Raw genomic sequence first — 18,382 nt, forward strand, 5'->3', positions numbered from 1 at the left:
GGGTTTAGTGTAGTGAGATGAATCTTGATGGTGCTCAGGATGCACTCTATTTCCAACCAACAACCCTACTCTCCTACTTTTTAGGAAAGTTCTCTCGCGCGGATAATCTTTTAACGTATGCTTTCGCTTGCTCAGGTAACGAAACCCCCAACATTTTTAGCCAATTAAATAGATGATGATAATAGATATCAGCTAAGCTAAAGCGATCACCTGCTATATACTCTTGGCTATCCAACCAACTCGTGGCAATCGGTAGCGCGTTTTGAATATTAGTTATGCACTTCTCAGCGGTGCCCTCAGGCCAGTTCTCATAATTGTCTAATACTTTTATCTTCGTTAATATCCACACATAACTTTCAAGCTCTATCATGCCAAATGAGATGACCTGACGCAGTTTATAGTTCTTCTCGGCATAGTTATCATCGTTATGGCTAGGCGCTAGCGGTCTATCAGGATGCAAGTCATTGAGGTATTCGATAATCGCTAACGATTCAGTGAAATGCTTACCGTCATGGGTCATCGTTGGCACTTTGCCAAACGGGTTAATCGCTAAAAACTCAGGGCTTCGCTGCTCAAATTTATAAGCGTTTAATTCTTTGGTTTCATAGTCTAGGCCAAGCTCTTGTAGTGCCCAGACTACAGTTTCTGCGCGGCTAGGATGGGTGTATTTATAGAGTGTAATCACTAAAACGTCCTTTTTATAGTTGGTTAGAAATATAATTTAAAAACTTTTATATTCATATCAGATAAACCTAAACGATAGCAAATCACTTAGACTATTAATATAGAATTTATGGATTAATGATAAGGACGCTACCATGACGAATGCTCAAACCAAGCCACTTTTGCAAAAGCAAGTCTCTGTCTCTGATAGCTCTACTGCTAGTTCTGCTACTCGCACGGTTACTTTGTCCGTATTACAAGCGGATATTACTACGCTAAAAATTGATGCTATTGTCAATGCGGCCAATTCGAGTTTGCTCGGTGGCGGCGGTGTGGATGGCGCGATACATCGAGGCGCAGGGCCGGAGCTGCTCGCTTATTGTCGCACCTTGAACGGCTGCGCCACTGGCGAGGCAAAAATAAGCCCAGCGTTTGATCTACCCTGTGACTATGTCATTCATACAGTAGGGCCAGTTTGGCATGGCGGTAATGATAATGAAGAGGCGCTACTGACGAGCTGCTATCAAAACGCGTTAGAGTTGGCTGCTGAACACAAGGTCGCTAGCCTTGCTTTCCCGTCCATCAGTACTGGCGTTTATGGTTACCCAATACACAAGGCCACTAAAGTAGCGGTAAATACGGTGAGAAGTTATATACAAAACAAGCTAGACAATTCTGTGAGCTTATCAATTGATGAAGTGATTTTTTGCTGCTTCTCAGACAACGATGCCGAATGTTATAAACAAATATTAGCCTCAATATAGCTCACGCTTATTCAGTCGACCGATAAAAAAGCCACTATGAGTAGTGGCTATTATAAATAGTGAATAGTGAGTAGAAAGTAGCAAGCAATGATGATTATCAGTAATACCTTCGGTTGAGCATACACTCTGAGAGTATCTCAGTGCTGTAAGCATACCTTAATCATTTGCGTGAGTCTGCTCAAACTCAGCGTGCTCCACTTGATATAAAGCGCCCAAAAGTAATATTAAAAATCTATAGCAACGCTTGCAAGTACTCTAAACCGCCGCCGGCCATAATAAATAATAACCCACCAAGATTAATCACTACCGTCAGATAAAAACTAAGGCGAAAATCAGGCTTTTGTGACTTGTGACGCAAGTAGGTCTGCGCGACCATCGCCCCAACCCAGCCGCCGAGCACGCTTAGTAGATGCAAAGTCGATTCAGACGTACGCCACGCGCCGCTTTGCGCAGCCGCTTTGTCCTTGGCGTAAGTGAGATAAGTAATAACGCCTAACAACACATACCAAGCCAAGACCAGCCAGCTCAAATCACCCATCACTACTAATAATACTAAGACTGCATAGAATGCCACGCCTAAAAGTAGCCTCTTCTTTTGCCCTGCTTCAAAGTCTGCTTGTTGGCTTTTCTTTGCGTTACGCTGACGGATTTGATTGTTCTTATCTGCCATTTGTTGCTGCACAAAACTGAGCTCCTGTACTTGCTTGGCTTGCAAGCGTCCTTGTTTATCTTGTCCAATACTAAAGACCACTGGCTCATAGATGACAGGTCGACGCGGCGCTTTGAACTCGCTGACATGAAAGAACAGTGACTCCCCAGCTTCGGTCTCAATAAAGCCAAAGCCTTTATCATCTTGCCACTTTGTAATTCGGCCTTGTTGTCTATTTGCCATGTTTGCGATACTCTCTTATTTGACTAGGATTAAAACTTTTATAATCGGTCACTTTTTATAATCAGTAACTCTCTACAGTTAACCTTTATTTTAGCGCCTTTACGTTACACTATTTACGCTTACATAGGGCAGTATTTCGCTTATCATTTCTTAATCTATCACCTGAATCTATTCACTGATAACAGCACTCTACTTTTAACTAAAACTGGTTTTTTATTATGACTGACTCTCAAACCTCATCACAATTTATCAATCCGAACGAAGACACTCGTATCACCCATGGCAGCTTAGTCAAGCTGCATTTTGAGGTGTCATTAGAAAATGGTACGGTAATTGACTCGACCTTTAATCGTGATCAGCCGGTCAGTTTGACTGTCGGCGATGAAAGCCTGTTGCCGGGTTTTGAGCAAGTGCTGATGAATCTGCGGGCAGGCGACACCCGTACCGCGCACTTAGAGCCTGAGCAAGCTTTTGGCGACTGGAATCCAGATAATGTACAGCACTTTAGTCGTCCGCAGTTTGCTTTAGTCGCGGACAATCCTGAGATTGGTATGATGGTGGAGTTTGAGGATAAAGGTAAAAACACTTTGCCCGGTACCATTAGCGCGATTAATGACGATGAGATCGAGGTCGATTTTAACCATCCCCTAGCCGGGCAGGACGTGCTATTTAAAGTCAAAATCTTTAAGGTGACGCCGCCGGGTGTGACTGGCATTCAGCTGAGTTAATCACACAAGCAACTCAAAACAATAATCAATAATCAATAATCAATAATCAATAATCAATAATAATCAGGATGCAACCATGCAATATGAAGTGCTGCCACAAATCGATGAAAAGGTATCGAAAATTTGTCTAGGAACGATGACTTGGGGACAACAAAACAATGAGCGCGAAGGCCATGAACAAATGGACTTAGCCCTTAGCAAAGGAGTGAACTTTTGGGACTGTGCAGAGATGTACCCCTCACCGCCTGACAAAGATAAACAAGGCGATACCGAGCGCATTATCGGTACTTGGTTTGCAAAGACACAGCAGCGCGATAAAGTTATCTTGGCCAGTAAAATGTCGCCGATGAGCTTTTTGCGAGACGGTAATAGCCGCTATAATGCCAAGCATATTAGTAGCGCTATTGACGGTAATCTGCAGCGTTTACAAACCGACTATATTGATGTCTATCAGCTGCATTGGCCTGAGCGGCAGTCGAACTTCTTTGGTCAGCGCGGTTATGACAGCGAGATGTCAGCGCAATCGCTTGATGACTTAACGCCGTTTTTAGAGACCATTCAAGCGCTCAATGATGAGATCAAAAAAGGCCGCATTCGTGCTTATGGACTCTCAAACGATACTGCTTGGGGACTGATGCGCTACTTATGGGAAGCGGACAAAAACGGTCTCATCGCGCCTATCACGGTGCAGAATCCTTATAGCTTGCTTAATCGACTTTATGAGGTGGGCATGGCGGAGATTGCCCATCGCGAGAATGTCGGTTTGCTCGCCTACTCGCCCCTAGGCTTTGGGGTACTCTCTGGTAAATATTTGGGTGGCAAAAAACCAGCTGGCGCGCGGCTGACGATGTATGATAGATTCCAAAGATATATTAATGAGCAAGCGCTAGCAGCCACTGAGCAATACGCTAAGATTGCCAGCGATGCCGGACTAGATATGGCGCAGATGGCGCTCGCTTTTGTGAACTCGCGGCCCTTTGTCACAAGCAACATCATTGGTGCCACGAGCATCGAGCAGCTCAAATCAAACATCGATAGTGTTAATCTAACTTTAAGCGATGACGTATTAGCCGCTATCGAGGCGGTGCACACCCAGCAGCCGAATCCATCTCCTTAGTTCAGCTAACTAAAGCTGTTAGATTCTAAGGCTGCTAGATTCTAAAGCTATGACGTTTACGCAAAAAGGCGCTACTCGATATGATTAGCGCCTTTGTCATTCACTTATATCGGCTCTTAGCTTAATACTCGTGCATGTAGTTCTGCGAGCCCTTCTTGCATGTGCTGTTGCAACAGATCTGTCAGCTCGCTTTTGCTACGGCCTTGTGGGTCGATCGCTTCAAGCGGCAAAACATAAGCGGTGACGTTCTTAGTATCGAGTACTTTTTTTAGACTCTGCTTCATGGTCAGCTTGCCATAATAAGGCAATTCTTGACTTAAGCTGCCGTCTTTATTGACATAGGCAATCACCATCGCTCGTACCGGCACATCAGCGTCGATAGCCGCTTGCAAGAGCTTACCATGAATGCGCTTAATCTTGGAGCCATCAGTGGTAGTGGCTTCTGGAAAGAAAATAACTGAAAACCCTTGGCGCAAAAACTCAGCGATTTGCGCTGCTACTGAGCCGGCATCGCCCGAGCCGCGCTGAATAAACACGGTACCAGCCGCATAAGCAAGCTTACCGAATATCGGCCACTCGCCTATCTCCGCTTTAGATAAAAAGAAAGCCGGACTGACCGTACCAACCACCGGAATATCCATCCATGACACATGATTGGATACCCAAAGCCCATGATACTGCTGTACCGGCTCAACTTCGACAACCTTTATACCAAAAGAGCCGACCATCTTGCGGCAAAACGCTTGGATATAACGCGGTAGTTTTTCGCGCGGCGGGTTCTTAAAAGCGCCTATACGCTGTGCAGCTCGTAGACCACCTGCCATAGTGGTAGTCATACCAACAATTTGCTTACTGCGGCTGAATTGTTTTTTTAATGAAAAGCCTGGCTTAGAATGGCTCATCTGTATCCCTCATCATTGAATGTCTGTAAAAATGGCATAAGTATAGCAAAATTCTCATAGTCAGTGACGATTTGTTCACTGAGCTTGAATGAGGGTTCTCGTTATTCACTATCTACTATAAGCCTATCTTTTGTAAACCCAGTAACATAAAACTGGCGTCACTATGACAATTAGGCTTTAATAACCAGTAATAAGACCGCATATAGACTATTATCTGAACGCGATTATCCGCCTAATTATAGCCGATAATAGCGATTTATTTCCCCCATTTATAGGTGAAAATTTTTGGAATATTTTGAAAGATATGAAGGTGGCGAGCGTGCTGTTTTAGTGCACTTAGACATTCGTCAAATACAAGATCCCGATGATTTAAGCGAGTTTGAGCTACTTGTTGACTCCGCTGGCGCTCAGCGCGTGGAGCTAGTGACAGGCTCACGCTTAAAGCCAGATGCTAAGTACTTCGTCGGCTCTGGTAAAGCTCAAGAGATTGCTGAGTTGGTCAGTGCCAATGATGCTGATATTGTGATTTTTAATCATAGCCTCTCCCCCTCGCAAGAGCGTAACTTAGAAGCTTTAACGAAATGCCGCGTGCTTGACCGCACTGGCCTTATTTTGGATATATTTGCACAGCGTGCGCGTACTTACGAAGGTAAGCTGCAGGTAGAGCTGGCTCAGTTGAACCACTTATCCACTAGACTAGTACGTGGTTGGACGCATTTGGAGCGACAAAAAGGCGGTATCGGACTAAGAGGTCCTGGTGAAACGCAGCTTGAGACCGATCGTCGTCTACTACAAACGCGGGTCAATCAGCTCAAATCTAAGCTTGAAAAAGTACGTCAAACTCGCGCGCAAGGCCGTGCTCGCCGGCAAAAATCCGACGTCCCGACGATATCACTAGTCGGCTACACGAACGCAGGCAAATCTACCTTATTTAACCGCTTAGTCGATGAAAACATCTATGCCGCAGATAAGCTATTTGCGACTCTAGATCCGACTTTGCGCCGTTTAGATTGGCAAGGTGTCGGCCGTGTGGTCTTAGTTGATACGGTAGGCTTCGTGCGTCATCTACCGCATGAGCTTGTCGAATCCTTCCACGCCACTTTGGAGGAAACTTTAGAGGCCGATCTATTGTTGCACGTGATTGATTCTTCTAGCGAGGATATGCACGAGCAGATTGCAGCGGTCAAAGAGGTGCTAGCAGAGATTGATAATGATGTGCCAGTACTCAACGTCTATAATAAAATTGACTTAACGGGCGAGCCTGCGCGCATAGGTTATGCCAACGAAGGTGAGCCAAACCGCGTTTATGTCTCCTCAAAAGACAATTTAGGCATCGAAGAGCTCACACTTGCGGTACAACAGCTGATGACGGGTACTTTGACTACCTTTGATCTAACCTTGCCCTACCATGCCGGACACTTTAAAAACACCTTGTATGAGCTTGGGGTTATCTTAGAAGAAAGCTATGATGATAGCGGCCACGAGTGCTTGACTATTCGCTTGCCAAGCGAGCGTCTCAAGCAGCTACTAGGGGAAGCAAACCTGCAGCCTATGGAGGTGCTACCGTTAGCGCAAGCGACTTTACTGATGCCTATTCTTGAGCCTTTTGAGCAAAACAATGAGGAATATTTGCAGCCGTCTGAAGATGAGTCATTAGTAGCGGAAGACTTAACCTACGAGCAGATCTTTGAGACAGATAATGAGTCTAGCGATCATACTGCTATAGATGACAATCCAAGTCCGCAAGCGTAAGAGTTAACATCAAGGTTTTAGAACCAGCAAGATAGCTGCTGTAAAGTCTGTATTAAGCAATGAGTATATTGGCCATTTTTAGGCTGATGTGCTCATTTTTTATTGTTTGTCTGTCCTGGCTCTTTTGCTATTATCACCGCGCATGAGTTTTTGTTGTAAATACACCGGCCCTTAAGGTTTATTAGTCGCTCACTTCTCTATATAATCGAGCGCATTGGTTGTCCCTCAACTAAAGTTTTTTACCTTTATTTCTTTTAAAATGATAGAGTAAAACTTTTACGCAATCCATCTAAAAGCCTAGCCATAGCTATTTGCGATGCTGTTTATCGATAGTTTTCGTCAGTACTTTTTATCAATAGCATGGCGCTTGATTTTATTCTATCTAGACTCTGTAATTGCCGTCTTGGCAAGGATAGCTTATGAATGCCCTTACCCAAACCAAACTGCCTTTGTGGTTAGCCTTACTTTTGACGCTCGCCATGGTGGTCATAGTGCGCGAATCAGCGCTACTCCTGTGTCAGTGGGCCGGTATCGAAAAAGCCGCCAACATTGTAGGCCTCGTGGCGATGTTCGTCATTTTAGTCGTTTGGCGCTTGCTCAAAGGCTTACCGGAATGGATCACCAGAGCCAGTAACTTATTGTTAGTCGATAGCGGTTTTGCTTTTTTGCCGGTATCAGCAGGCGCTGGTATTTTATTGTTTGAGTTAGGTGATGAATTTTGGGGCGTCATGCTGACAATGGCTATTAGTACTTTGATACCGCTTTGGGGTCTAGCGATTCTAGCCAACCGCTGGTTGAGCTCTAGCGCTGACAATAAGAGCAGTACAGGCCTGACAACACCTAAAGTTAGCGATAAGTCTGAGTAGCCTGCGCGGCGGAGAATTAAGATGATGTTTAGCAGTGTATTTATGGCGACTCTAGCCGCTATTTTATTGACCTTAGTCGCGCACGTGATCGCGCGTATCTTGGCCAAAAAGATCTCATGGCTGCCTATGGTCATTACCGCTTTGGTATTAGTACTGCTGTTTTTATTTATTACGCAGTGGGATTACGAGCATTATTATAGCGTTGCCAAACCAGTGTTTGATCGCTTGCTTGGCTATGTCACGGTACTGTTGGCTATCCCTTTAGCCGCCATGAATTTTAAAGGTTTGCCGGTTAAGCGCTTATCTATCATTGTCCTTATCGCAAGTGTGATCGGCGCGCTGTTACCGATGTCGTTAGCTTATCTGTTTTCACTCAGTCACGACACTTTGTTGTCCTTTGCTACGCGTTCTGTCACTACCCCTATTGGCTTGAGCGTGGCGGACTTAATCAGTGCACCGCTTGCGATGGCCAACTTAATTATTATTGTTTCTGGACTGCTGGGCGGTGCCGTCGCTAGATTTTTATTTAAAAAAGTAGATGACGACAGAGCCAAAGGTTTAGCCTTAGGACTGGCCGCTCACGCGTTCGGCACAGTAGAAGCTTGGCAAATCAGCCCTACCGCTGGGCGCTATGCTGCCTTCGGTCTTGCGGTAAATGGCTTATTGACGGCTGTTTGGGTTCCTATATTTATCAGTGCTTTTAACATCTAAATTTTACCAAATAAATAATTTTGACTAAAAACCTATAGCTATCAATACAATAGGGCTAAGCAATATTTTGTGTTATAGTAAGTAACTATTATATTTTGTATTTATTACTAGTGGTTTGGTTACTATTGTAACTTTACAGAACTGTAACCTTATAGAATTTACTAATAATGCGAATCGCTATAAATGCTTTGTCTGGCTAATACATCAGTTATTGATACCATCGTTGAAGCTATGGTTAAAGCTACTGCTGAAGCTATCGTTTCGTCATTAACCGATAAAGAGTGATTTTCTTATGCCGAATACTGCCCCTTTATTGAGTCGCTGCTGGTCATCTATCTTGCTGACCTCTATCGCCCTATCCGCTGTTACCGTGACGGCACACGCTGGTAATATGTACATCTATAAGGATCAAGCGGGCCAAGTCCTCTTGACCAATGTCAGTCCGAGCGGTAATTTTGATAAATTTACCAAAAAAGTCAAAGTCACTTACTACAAAGATGCCAAGGTGCATGAAAGCAATCGCGATAACACCTATAATAACTATGGCACTAGTACCGCTAGTAAGAGCAGTAGTCGTAATGCTTATGATAGCTACATTCGCGCTTCTGCGACGCGTCATGGCGTCGATCCTGGCTTGATGAAAGCGATGATGCATACTGAATCTGCATTTAACCCCAATGCGCGCTCACCAGTGGGAGCACAAGGTCTCATGCAGCTTATGCCAGCCACTGCCCGCCGCTTCAACGTCCGTAATGCTTGGAACCCTGCAGAGAACATTGAAGGCTCAGCGAAGTATATCGCTTGGCTGATGAAGCGCTTTAATAATAACGTGGAGTTTGCTGTAGCAGGCTATAATGCTGGCGAAGGCAATGTCGATAAATATAATGGTATTCCGCCCTTTAAAGAGACGCGCAATTATGTCAAACGGGTGATGAGCCGCTATCATAGTCTATATAAAAATGATGCTGGCGTCGTGGGTAGTGCCATGATTGCTAGTAATGCTGATAGCAATAGTGGTCTACAAAAAGTAAGCTATGGTACGAGCAGTAATGCTCATAGCGCAAGCTACGTTAACTCTGCTTTTGAGGCGTTACGTTAAGCACTTGTCTATCGTTATGGTTTATAAGTATCAGTATCTAATAGCCCATATCAACGCAAAAAGCCCATTACTTAAGTAATGGGCTTTTTTGTATTTACTGACTTTAGAGTAACAACATACTCAACGCTTACTTGCTAGCCGCTTGTGCAGCAGCAACTTCAGCAGCGAAATCTTCTTGTTTTTTCTCGATGCCTTCGCCAACTTCTAGACGCTTAAAGCCTAGTACTTTTACGACCTCAGCTTTTAGTACATCGCCGACTTTTTTGTCATTGTCCATGACGTATGGCTGACGTAGTAAAGTCACTTCGTCTAGGTACTTACGTAGGCCACCTTCGATCATTTTTTCAACGATGTTGTCAGGCTTGCCAGACTCTTTAGCTTTGGCTTCGATGATATCTTTTTCACGAGCCAATACATCAGCAGACACGTCTTCGTCATTAACTGCTACTGGGTTGAATGCAGCGATATGCATCGCTAGGTTTTTACCCGTCTCTTCGTTACCGCCTTCAAAAGACACAACAACGCCGATGCGTAGGCCATGACGATATGACGCTAGGTTGTCGCCTTCTAAAGTCTCTACACGGCGAATTTGAATGTTCTCACCGATTTTTTGTACTAAAGAAACGCGAGCTTCTTCAACGCTTTGGCCATCACCATAAGGTAGTTCAGAGATAGCAGCAACGTCAGTGACGTTGTTTTCGAGCGCAAGATTAGCCACTTTTTCTGCAAATGCAGTGAAGCTATCATCTTTTGCCACGAAGTCAGTCTGACAGTTTACTTCTAAAAGATAGGCTTGCTTATCGTTTTGCGCGATGACAATAGCGCCGTCAGCTGCGATATTACCTGCTTTTTTAGCCGCTTTTGCTTGACCTGACTTACGTAGGTTATCAATAGCAACTTCGACATCACCATTGGCTTCTTGCAGGGCTTTTTTACATTCCATCATGCCAAGACCAGTACGGTCGCGCAATTCTTTTACCATTTTGGCAGATACTTTTACTTCTGACATAAGAGTTACCTTTTATTATGTATGTGAGTATTGATATGTATGGGGTACACGATACTTATATGTCTCAAGATATATCTGTGAGAGATATTTGCACGTATCTGAACACATTGAATCTTCGTCCAGCAAGTCAGTAACGTGTCAATAACAGATTAATAAACTAATAAGAAGGCATGACGAGTAAAACTTCATCATGCCTATTTTGAGCTGGTTTGAGCTTATATTTACAAGCTCAGCTTATACGCTATTAATAGCTTTATATGGGTGCCAAGCACTATAAATCAAGGCTTGCCATATCTTAGGGCTATTTATAGATCAGCTTGTGCTTCCGCTGGGTTCTTAGTAGCCGGCGCTTCTGCAGGCTGCTCGGTAGCATTGGCTTCAGCTGGTGCTTCTTGCTCAGCAGGAGCTTGCTGGTCAGCTTTACCGCCTGCTTGCGTTTGAGCATATTCTTTACCCGCGATAACCGCATCGGCTACTGCTGTGACATATAGAGTCACGGCACGGATAGCATCATCGTTAGCAGGGATGATGTAATCAACATTATCTGGGTTAGAGTTGGTATCAACGATACCGATAACTGGGATACCTAGGTTTTTGGCTTCTTTGATCGCGATCGCTTCATGATCGACGTCAACAACAAAGATAGCGTCAGGTAAGCCGCCCATGTCTTTGACACCGCCTAGTGAGCGCTCTAGTTTTTCCATATCGCGAGTACGCTCTAGCGCTTCACGCTTAGTTAGCTTAGCAAACGTACCGTCTTCGCTTTGCTTCTCAAGATCTTTTAGACGGTTGATTGACTGGCGTAGGGTTTTCCAGTTAGTCAACATACCGCCAAGCCAGCGATGGTCAACATAAGGCATGCCAGCACGCTGTGCTTGCTCACGAATAACGCCACTTGCCGCGCGCTTGGTACCTACGAATAGGACTTTGTTTTTCTTAGCGGCTAGGTTGTTGACGTAGTTTAGTGCTTCGTTAAATGATTTAACGGTGTGCTCTAAGTTGATGATGTGAATCTTGTTACGAGCACCGAAAATATAAGGACCCATTTTTGGGTTCCAAAAACGTGTTTGGTGACCAAAGTGAGCGCCTGCTTGTAGAAGGTCGCGCATTGATACTTGAGTTGGGTTGTCTATAGCCATGATATTATCCTTGGTTGGGTTATGCCTCCATCTTACAAAAACGACCTATCTAGCGACACGCATTTGCTAAAGCGTTATTAAATAATCAAAATTATAAAAAAGCACTCAGACAAATTAATCAAATCGCCAGACACCCAGTCATCTTTTATCGTAAGATGTGTGTCATTGGTTGGTTTAAAGAATGCGCCACTTGCGAGGGACAGTTAAACTAAAATATTAAAACTACCCTGCAATAAATAGCTGCGCTGTATTTTATCATAAAAGCAAGGGTAAGCTCTAGCACTTTGTTGCTTGATGCTTTGATTGATGGCGCTTTTTTATAGCTTACAGAATGTACTAAAAGCCCTAAGCAAGCGTTGATCAAACTCACTCCAAATCATCAAGGTTAAGATTGCGATCGATTTGCCAAATCAAGAATGCGCCAAGGCTCATCAGCGAAAACATCGCGATACCTATTTTTAATACGGGGTTAACGGGGAATAAGTTTAATAACAAGCCGCCAAAGATACCGACTGAAAACATCAGTGAGCCTTGCATAGCACTTGCCATACCAGCACGGGTTTTTTGAAAGGCTAAAGCGATAGCAGAAGCATTCGGCTGGGTCAATCCTAGTCCTGCAATACAGAAAAAGATGCATCCTAACACCAGCGGCAACCAAGCATCAGTACCGAAAATTAGCCCGATTATAAATAATGCAGCAGCAGAGATGACCTGCATCATCGTCCCAAAACGCAGGATACTTAGAATCCGAAATCGGTTAGTGAGCCACTGGTTTAGCTGAGTCAAGCCCACAAAACCTGCCGCGTTCATACCAAAGAGCCAGCCAAAATGAGTCGCCGATACGCCATAAGTATCCATGATAAGCTCGGAAGCTGAGCTGATATAGACGAACATCGCGCCCATTAATAAGCCGCCGCCTATGGCAGGATAGTTGAACCTTGGATCTTTTAGTAAGTCCCAATATTGACTCAGCACTTCTTTGGCTGGGCGAGCATTGCGATTTTCTTCGCTTAAGGTCTCAAAGAAGAAAAACTTGGTGAGTAGTAGATTGAGCATGCCAAAAGCAGCCAAAAACCAAAAAATAGAATGCCAATCAAAAAACTGTAGGAATAAAGCGCCAAGCGAAGGCGCTAAAATTGGTGCCAGACCCATCACTAATATCATGATAGAAAAAGCCTTTGCGGTTTGCTTTGCTGTCAGCCTGTCACGAATTGCCGCTCGCGTCACTACAGCGCCAACACAAGCGCCAAGCGCTTGCACAGTACGGCCTGCAAATAAGACATATTCACTACTTGTCGTAGCACAAACTATGGATGCGACAACGTAGAGCGCCATGCCAAAATAGAGCGGCTTGACGCGGCCGACGCGATCACTCAGTGGCCCATAGATCAGCTGACCAAAAACCAAACCAACAAAATATGCCGGTACGGAGTTGGCCATAAAAGCGGTCGATACACCAAAGTCATCTGCCATAGCAGGCAGTGCGGGCAAATACATATCAATAGATAACGGCCCTATCGCCACAATAAGCCCTAGCATCATAATCCAAGCTACCGGTAGCTCTGATGAGCGTACTCTAGTAGCGGCGGCTTTTTGACGAGCAGCCTTTTTGTCATTTGTGACATTGGGTTTTGGAGCAGACATAGTACGTACCGTTTATGATTATGGTGTGAAAGACAGGTTTATAAGGTTAAGGATAGTATTTACCAGTAAACACTATAGTCAATCAATATTAAAAGTGGTACAAGGCAGACGAGTGCAAGTACTACAGTAGTAGGCTAAACGAGTCTAACGCTGTAACACTTTAATAGTGGTTCGACTATATTACGCAAACAAAGCAGCAGACAATCCTATATCGGACTGTCTGCTGCTTTTTCAATGGAGTGATAACGCTTAAAGTAACCGATTACATAATCTTTACGATAGTAAGCTCAGTATAAAAAAAATACAGCGGAACTAGGATGAATGTTACGCAGCCTCTGTCAGCGTAGACACAGCACTCTAAGAAAACCTCTATTCGTTTCACGCTAAGCTATTTTCTTAGCTACGAGCCTAAACGGTTAGCGGAATTGACGTTTAGCGAACACCGTGCTCGCTTGTTTGGCTTTTCTAAGCGCAAGTTTGCGATTACGACCAAGCATCAGCTTCATTTGCCACATTTTTTCTTTATACAGCACTAGTGCTGGCTGGTGATGCATGGCATTGATAACACGTTTGCTTGCCAGCACCGCATCAGGGGAGCGCTCTACTAGCTCTTCGGCTAGCTTTTGCGCGTGCTCAAGAGGCGTCTCAGTACAATGACTGACTAGGCCCAGCTCTTTACCTTCAGTGGCATCCACGATACGCGCAGTCATCGCCATCTCTTTGAGTACGTCTTCACGCACGACACCAAGCGCGGACTGAGTCAAGCCCATATCCGGCACTAAACCCCATTTTGCCTCCATAATCGATAGCTTACAATCAGGGTGGCTGATGCGTACATCACAAGCCAGTGCCAGTTGCATGCCAGCACCGATGCAGTGGCCTTCTAGTACTGCAATCACTGGGACAGGCAGATCACGCCATACCAAACAGACACGCTGAAACAGGCTTTGTTTCGGCTTAATCAGCTCCCACATCGCATATAGCTGGTTTTTTGGATTATTCAAATCCCCTAGGTCGATACCGGCGCAAAAAGTACCTTCGCTACCCTTTAATATTACCGCTCTTAGGCTTTTGTCTTTGCTAATATGGCCTGCAACACGAATGAGCTCATCCACCATCTGAAAGCTCAGAGCGTTTTTTTTCTGCGGGCGACTCAAAGTGACAGTGGCTATGTTTTGACTGACACTGACGTGTAGCGTTTGGTATTCATAAGCGGCGATGGCGTGCATGTTAGTCCCTTAAATAGTGGTCGACAAAGTGAACCTTAAAGTGAAAGTTAAAATGAATTTTAATCATAGCAGTGTTATCTCAAAGCTACCCTAGCAATAACTGACTATCCATTCAAATCATCTTCCAGTTCATATCGTTTTCGCTTAGACGGTGGTAATTGAGCTCAGAATAAGGCGATAAATCTAGCTTTTGTAGATTATTGAGCGCGGTCATTAAGTCTTCATAATAAGGCTGTAGCATGGCAAACTGTGCAGGCGTGGTATGTTGTACGTTTAACAAGCACTTATCTTCTAGGTTTTGACTGGCAAGACGCAGCTGCGGGACGCCAGTATAGCGACTAGCTCCTAGGATACGGTGAGCAATCTGCGCAAGCATATGACGATCTTTTGCTTGCCAAGCTTGAGCGAGCGCTTCTCTTTCATCAGCGATAGTATCGAGCATCATGATGATAAGCTTCGCTGCCAGATCTGGCTTATTCGCTGAACGGGTCAATGCATCTTGCCAGTCCAAAATATCAGATCTGACAGTGGCGTTTGTCGTAGAGGGCTGCTCTAGAGGTAGTAGCTGCCGATCCGTTGCATAGCTTTGATTTGGTTGCAAATGAACATCAGGCTCTAAAGGACTTTGTGATAGTTTTCTTTGATCGAGATAGTTATAACGAGCTTGAGTGCTATTACGCCCATAGCCTTGAGCTGCCTGAGTATCCGGTAGGTTGTCACGTAGCGTATCGTGTACATTATCACGCAGATAATTATCGCGAATTTTCTTTAGCGATAGCGGACGCAGCATTTTTTTATTGTTTTTCTTGGGGTGTAGCTGGGTTTGTTTACCCTCATTATTGTCTTGATCGCTTACCTTTAACTGAGTGTCATTGGCATTATTGGCACTCAAATCGGCCAAACTCGAATCCGCTATATTAGTGTGCGCCAGCTGAGTACTCGTCGCCATATGCTTGGTTGCGGCGCGCCCTAGCCATTTTTGTAGCACTTGTAGTAACTGCGGCTGGCTAATAGGCTTACCGACATAATCATCTATACCACTAGCAATAAGGCGGTCGCGCTCATCAGATAGGCCGTGAGCCGTCAGCGCGATAATAGGAATATGACTGTCTGCTGCTTCTATTTTTCGGATCTGTTCGGTAGCCTCTCTTCCTGACATTCGCGGCATTTGGATATCCATAAATATCAGATCGATGTCATGATGAGTGGTCGTTGCTTTTTCTGTTGCGGTTTTTTCAGTGCTTGACTTCAATAAAGATGGCGCATTACTGAGCTGCTCGCGCGCTTCTGCTTTTGAGCGCTGAGTCTTACTCGATAAGCTTTGAGTGGCACTTTTGTTATTGGCTTTGGCTTGCCTAGCCTGCTGTTTACTGATCAGCTCTATCGCTTCAAAGCCACTATTGGCAGTGATGACATGGATACCAAGCTCGCTTAAAAGCGCGTCCAATACCAAAAGGTTAGGCAGATGGTCATCGACAGCGAGTACCGTGATTCCCTGCCAGCGCGGCTCTTGCACTTGTACTAACGCTTTTTTATTTTGAGTGTCTAAAATAGCGTAGAGCTGGCGCTTATCCAATGGCTCATACAAGATATCGGCATGATAGCGATTTAGTAGGGCTTGATCAGCCGCCACTTGGTAGCCAAATACTGCCAGCTTACCTTGATAATGTAGCCTGATTTGCTTGAGTAGCGCCATCATATCATCTTGGTTATCGTTATCAACGATCACCCAATCCCAATAGTTATCTTGCTCTTTTAGCGATTCAAGCACGCCTGGCAAGGAGTTGGCTTGAGTCAGCTTGATAGGAAGATTCTGTAGGCTAGCTTTGAGCACCTGTAGGGAGGCGGTATGATTAATCCACACCAACATATGAAACTCGTCGCCCGCTCCCGCTAGCGGTGCAAGCATAGGTAGCGAAATAGTGTTTTCGCTTGCCGCCTCTAACACATCAACGTGGGTTGGCATTCTAAACCAAAAAGTCGCGCCCTTATTAGCGATATTTTCTTGTGCATTATCATAAAAACCAATGTCACCGCCCATCAGCCGAGTCAGCTGTTTTGAGATAACAAGCCCAAGTCCAGTACCACCATACTGCCGAGTGATAGAAGGGTCACCTTGGCTAAAGCTTTGGAACAGCATATTTTGGTCGGCCTCTGAGATACCTTTACCACTATCTTGCACACTAATCATTAGGTAGTTATCTTGATAGTCGTCCAAGCTGACGCGCACGACCACATCGCCATTATCAGTAAACTTAATGGCATTACCTACTATATTGGTCAGTACTTGCTTGAGTCTTAGAGCGTCCCCTACGATCTGCATAGGCACATCATTATAGAACAATACCGCCATCCGCAAGCCTTTTTCAGCGGCGACAGGAGACAACATATCGACCACATCATAAATAGTGCTGTAGAGATCAAACTCGTGACGATCAAGCACCAGCTTACCTGCTTCTATTTTGGAGAAATCAAGCACGTCGTTGACCAGCGCTAATAGATGCGCCGAGGACTTGCGAATAGTCTGCACATATAGATCTTGCTCAGTATTAAGCTCGCCATGACGAGCAAGTAGATTAATAAAGCCGTCAATACTGTTGAGCGGGGTGCGCAGCTCATGGCTGATATTTGCCAAAAATGCCGACTTGGCTTGACTGGTGGATATGGCAGCGTCACGGGCATTACGAATCGAGATGTTTTGCATTTCCATCTCATCAAAGGCTAGGCGCAAATCATCTTCGGTCTGTTCGGCGTGGTTTCTTAATTCCTGAAAACTGCTATGTAAGCGGCGCAAGGTTCTGACTAGATCTTGCTGTAGCAAATTTAACTCGCCGTTAGACTCGGTCAAGATAGGCTTATATAAATTATCAACGGTGGTACGCTGCAGCTGTAGTCGCAGCTCATAAATAGGGGCTATCCAGCGCTTGGCATAGATATTGAGGCTAAGCAGTAATATCAAAATAGTAAGCAGACCAGTAATCGCTAAGGCCATAGCGATACGGTAACGCGCCAAATATAGCGGCTCATTATCCATATCAATGAGCAGCCACAGCCTTTGATCGGCAGAATCGCTTAGAGGTAATCCATAAGCGGTGCCTATGGCGGTAGGCTGCTGCATCATAACGCTCTTGGCAGGATTAATCTGCGGCCACTGTTCTTCTACGCCGTAACCGACACTTGCTAAGACTTGATTACTCTCATCGATAATAGCGATACGCTGCACATGCTGCTCTGACTGTATATTGCTCAGCTTTTCTTGTATAGCAGCGAGCGTTGTTTGAGTTTCTAGCGAGTTGGTTTGCGTAGCCGCTAAACCCTGAGACTGCTCTAGTAACTTTGGCGCAATCTCAGCGATAGTCGGCTTATAGCGAATGAGCACCGCCTCAGCTAAGGCTTGCTGCTCAGAGTTAGAGGCGCGCATGGTCTCATAAAATACCAATATGCCGCCGACTGCGGCTAGGATGCATATGGGTAAAAACACCAGTAGGATCAACTGACCGTAAGCGCTACTCGTATCAAAGCGTTTTTTATATGCCATGCTAAAAATAAACTCCAACGACTCTATAGGTCACTTCAAAGGAATGGATCGAATGATTGCTAGGACAATTGAGATAATAAATTCCATTTTAGCAGTATTCTTAGCGTCTCTGTGAATCAATCCTCCTGCTCCTTAATTTGCCCCTTAATTCTCATTTGGTCACAAGTAATTAATGATGCGCTAAGCGTAGCCAAAAACAAAATGATATAATAAGGCCAGTTTTTATTCACGCTACATTTTATTAGCTTTGCTATAGCGTTTTGGCGATTAGCCACAGCCAGTAGCAAGCTCATTATTCACTATACCTTTGCCTTCACACTAGCCAATAA

General features: G+C 44.7%; 15 protein-coding genes. 7 read left to right on the top strand and 8 right to left on the bottom strand.

Translation table 11 applies throughout. The features are described 5' to 3' along the window. Nucleotides 1-73: 73 nt before the first annotated feature. The gene (locus tag JMY03_RS01230) at nt 74-685 is read right to left on the bottom strand and encodes a glutathione S-transferase family protein (RefSeq protein WP_201600275.1); all 612 of its coding nucleotides are present in this window, start codon (nt 683-685) and stop codon (nt 74-76) included. 133 nt (nt 686-818) lie between these two features. Between JMY03_RS01230 and JMY03_RS01235 the strand changes: the two genes are divergently transcribed. Then, the gene (locus JMY03_RS01235) at nt 819-1,427 is read left to right on the top strand and encodes an O-acetyl-ADP-ribose deacetylase (protein WP_201600278.1); all 609 of its coding nucleotides are present in this window, start codon (nt 819-821) and stop codon (nt 1,425-1,427) included. A 232-nt stretch (nt 1,428-1,659) separates the two neighbouring features. Here the strand turns inward: JMY03_RS01235 and JMY03_RS01240 are convergent, their stop codons facing one another. Continuing rightward, the gene (locus tag JMY03_RS01240) at nt 1,660-2,319 is read right to left on the bottom strand and encodes a DUF1294 domain-containing protein (RefSeq protein ID WP_201600281.1); all 660 of its coding nucleotides are present in this window, start codon (nt 2,317-2,319) and stop codon (nt 1,660-1,662) included. A 218-nt stretch (nt 2,320-2,537) separates the two neighbouring features. On the opposite strand from JMY03_RS01240, the gene fkpB reads away from it, so the two are divergent. Both fkpB and JMY03_RS01250 read left to right on the top strand, forming a co-directional pair. Further along, nucleotides 2,538-3,047 carry an FKBP-type peptidyl-prolyl cis-trans isomerase gene (gene fkpB / locus JMY03_RS01245; RefSeq protein WP_025646527.1) on the top strand — a complete coding sequence of 170 codons (510 nt, stop codon included), beginning with the start codon at nt 2,538-2,540 and terminating at the stop codon, nt 3,045-3,047. 76 nt (nt 3,048-3,123) lie between these two features. Continuing rightward, nucleotides 3,124-4,164, top strand: coding sequence for an aldo/keto reductase (locus JMY03_RS01250; protein ID WP_201600284.1), 1,041 nt, complete (start codon nt 3,124-3,126; stop codon nt 4,162-4,164). A 116-nt stretch (nt 4,165-4,280) separates the two neighbouring features. Here the strand turns inward: JMY03_RS01250 and JMY03_RS01255 are convergent, their stop codons facing one another. Continuing rightward, on the bottom strand, nt 4,281-5,066 hold the full coding sequence (locus tag JMY03_RS01255; RefSeq protein ID WP_025646525.1) for a lysophospholipid acyltransferase family protein: 786 nt from the start codon (nt 5,064-5,066) through the stop codon (nt 4,281-4,283). 285 nt (nt 5,067-5,351) lie between these two features. On the opposite strand from JMY03_RS01255, the gene hflX reads away from it, so the two are divergent. The 4 genes from hflX (at nt 5,352) to JMY03_RS01275 (ending at nt 9,494) form a co-directional block, all read left to right on the top strand. Then, nucleotides 5,352-6,818, top strand: a complete 1,467-nt coding sequence (gene hflX, locus JMY03_RS01260; RefSeq protein ID WP_201600287.1) for a ribosome rescue GTPase HflX — start codon at nt 5,352-5,354, stop codon at nt 6,816-6,818. Nucleotides 6,819-7,237: 419 nt separating this feature from the next. Beyond that, a complete protein-coding gene (locus JMY03_RS01265) occupies nt 7,238-7,684 on the top strand; it encodes a CidA/LrgA family protein (protein WP_201600290.1) in 447 nt (148 codons plus the stop codon). Between the two features lie 21 nt (nt 7,685-7,705). Beyond that, entirely contained in the window at nt 7,706-8,395 is a 690-nt protein-coding gene (locus tag JMY03_RS01270) for an LrgB family protein (protein WP_201558207.1), read from the top strand. Between the two features lie 292 nt (nt 8,396-8,687). Next, nucleotides 8,688-9,494, top strand: a complete 807-nt coding sequence (locus tag JMY03_RS01275) for a lytic transglycosylase domain-containing protein (protein ID WP_201600292.1) — start codon at nt 8,688-8,690, stop codon at nt 9,492-9,494. Between the two features lie 127 nt (nt 9,495-9,621). Here JMY03_RS01275 and tsf read toward each other — a convergent pair whose 3' ends face one another. The 5 genes from tsf to JMY03_RS01300 all read right to left on the bottom strand — a co-directional run bounded on the left by tsf (nt 9,622) and on the right by JMY03_RS01300 (nt 18,053). Beyond that, nucleotides 9,622-10,503, bottom strand: coding sequence for a translation elongation factor Ts (gene tsf / locus JMY03_RS01280; RefSeq protein ID WP_201600294.1), 882 nt, complete (start codon nt 10,501-10,503; stop codon nt 9,622-9,624). 305 nt (nt 10,504-10,808) lie between these two features. Continuing rightward, complete coding sequence (rpsB, locus tag JMY03_RS01285) at nt 10,809-11,642, bottom strand: 30S ribosomal protein S2 (protein WP_201558205.1); 834 nt, start codon at nt 11,640-11,642, stop codon at nt 10,809-10,811. A gap of 366 nt (nt 11,643-12,008) precedes the next feature. Further along, nucleotides 12,009-13,286, bottom strand: a complete 1,278-nt coding sequence (locus tag JMY03_RS01290) for a multidrug effflux MFS transporter (RefSeq protein WP_201600296.1) — start codon at nt 13,284-13,286, stop codon at nt 12,009-12,011. Nucleotides 13,287-13,702: 416 nt separating this feature from the next. Next, a complete protein-coding gene (locus JMY03_RS01295) occupies nt 13,703-14,515 on the bottom strand; it encodes a crotonase/enoyl-CoA hydratase family protein (protein WP_201600298.1) in 813 nt (270 codons plus the stop codon). A 112-nt stretch (nt 14,516-14,627) separates the two neighbouring features. Further along, nucleotides 14,628-18,053: an ATP-binding protein gene (locus JMY03_RS01300; protein WP_201600300.1), complete on the bottom strand. Its 3,426-nt coding sequence runs from the start codon at nt 18,051-18,053 to the stop codon at nt 14,628-14,630. Nucleotides 18,054-18,382: the final 329 nt, after the last annotated feature.

This window comes from Psychrobacter submarinus (genome assembly GCF_904846685.1).
Taxonomy (GTDB): Bacteria; Pseudomonadota; Gammaproteobacteria; order Pseudomonadales; family Moraxellaceae; genus Psychrobacter; species Psychrobacter submarinus.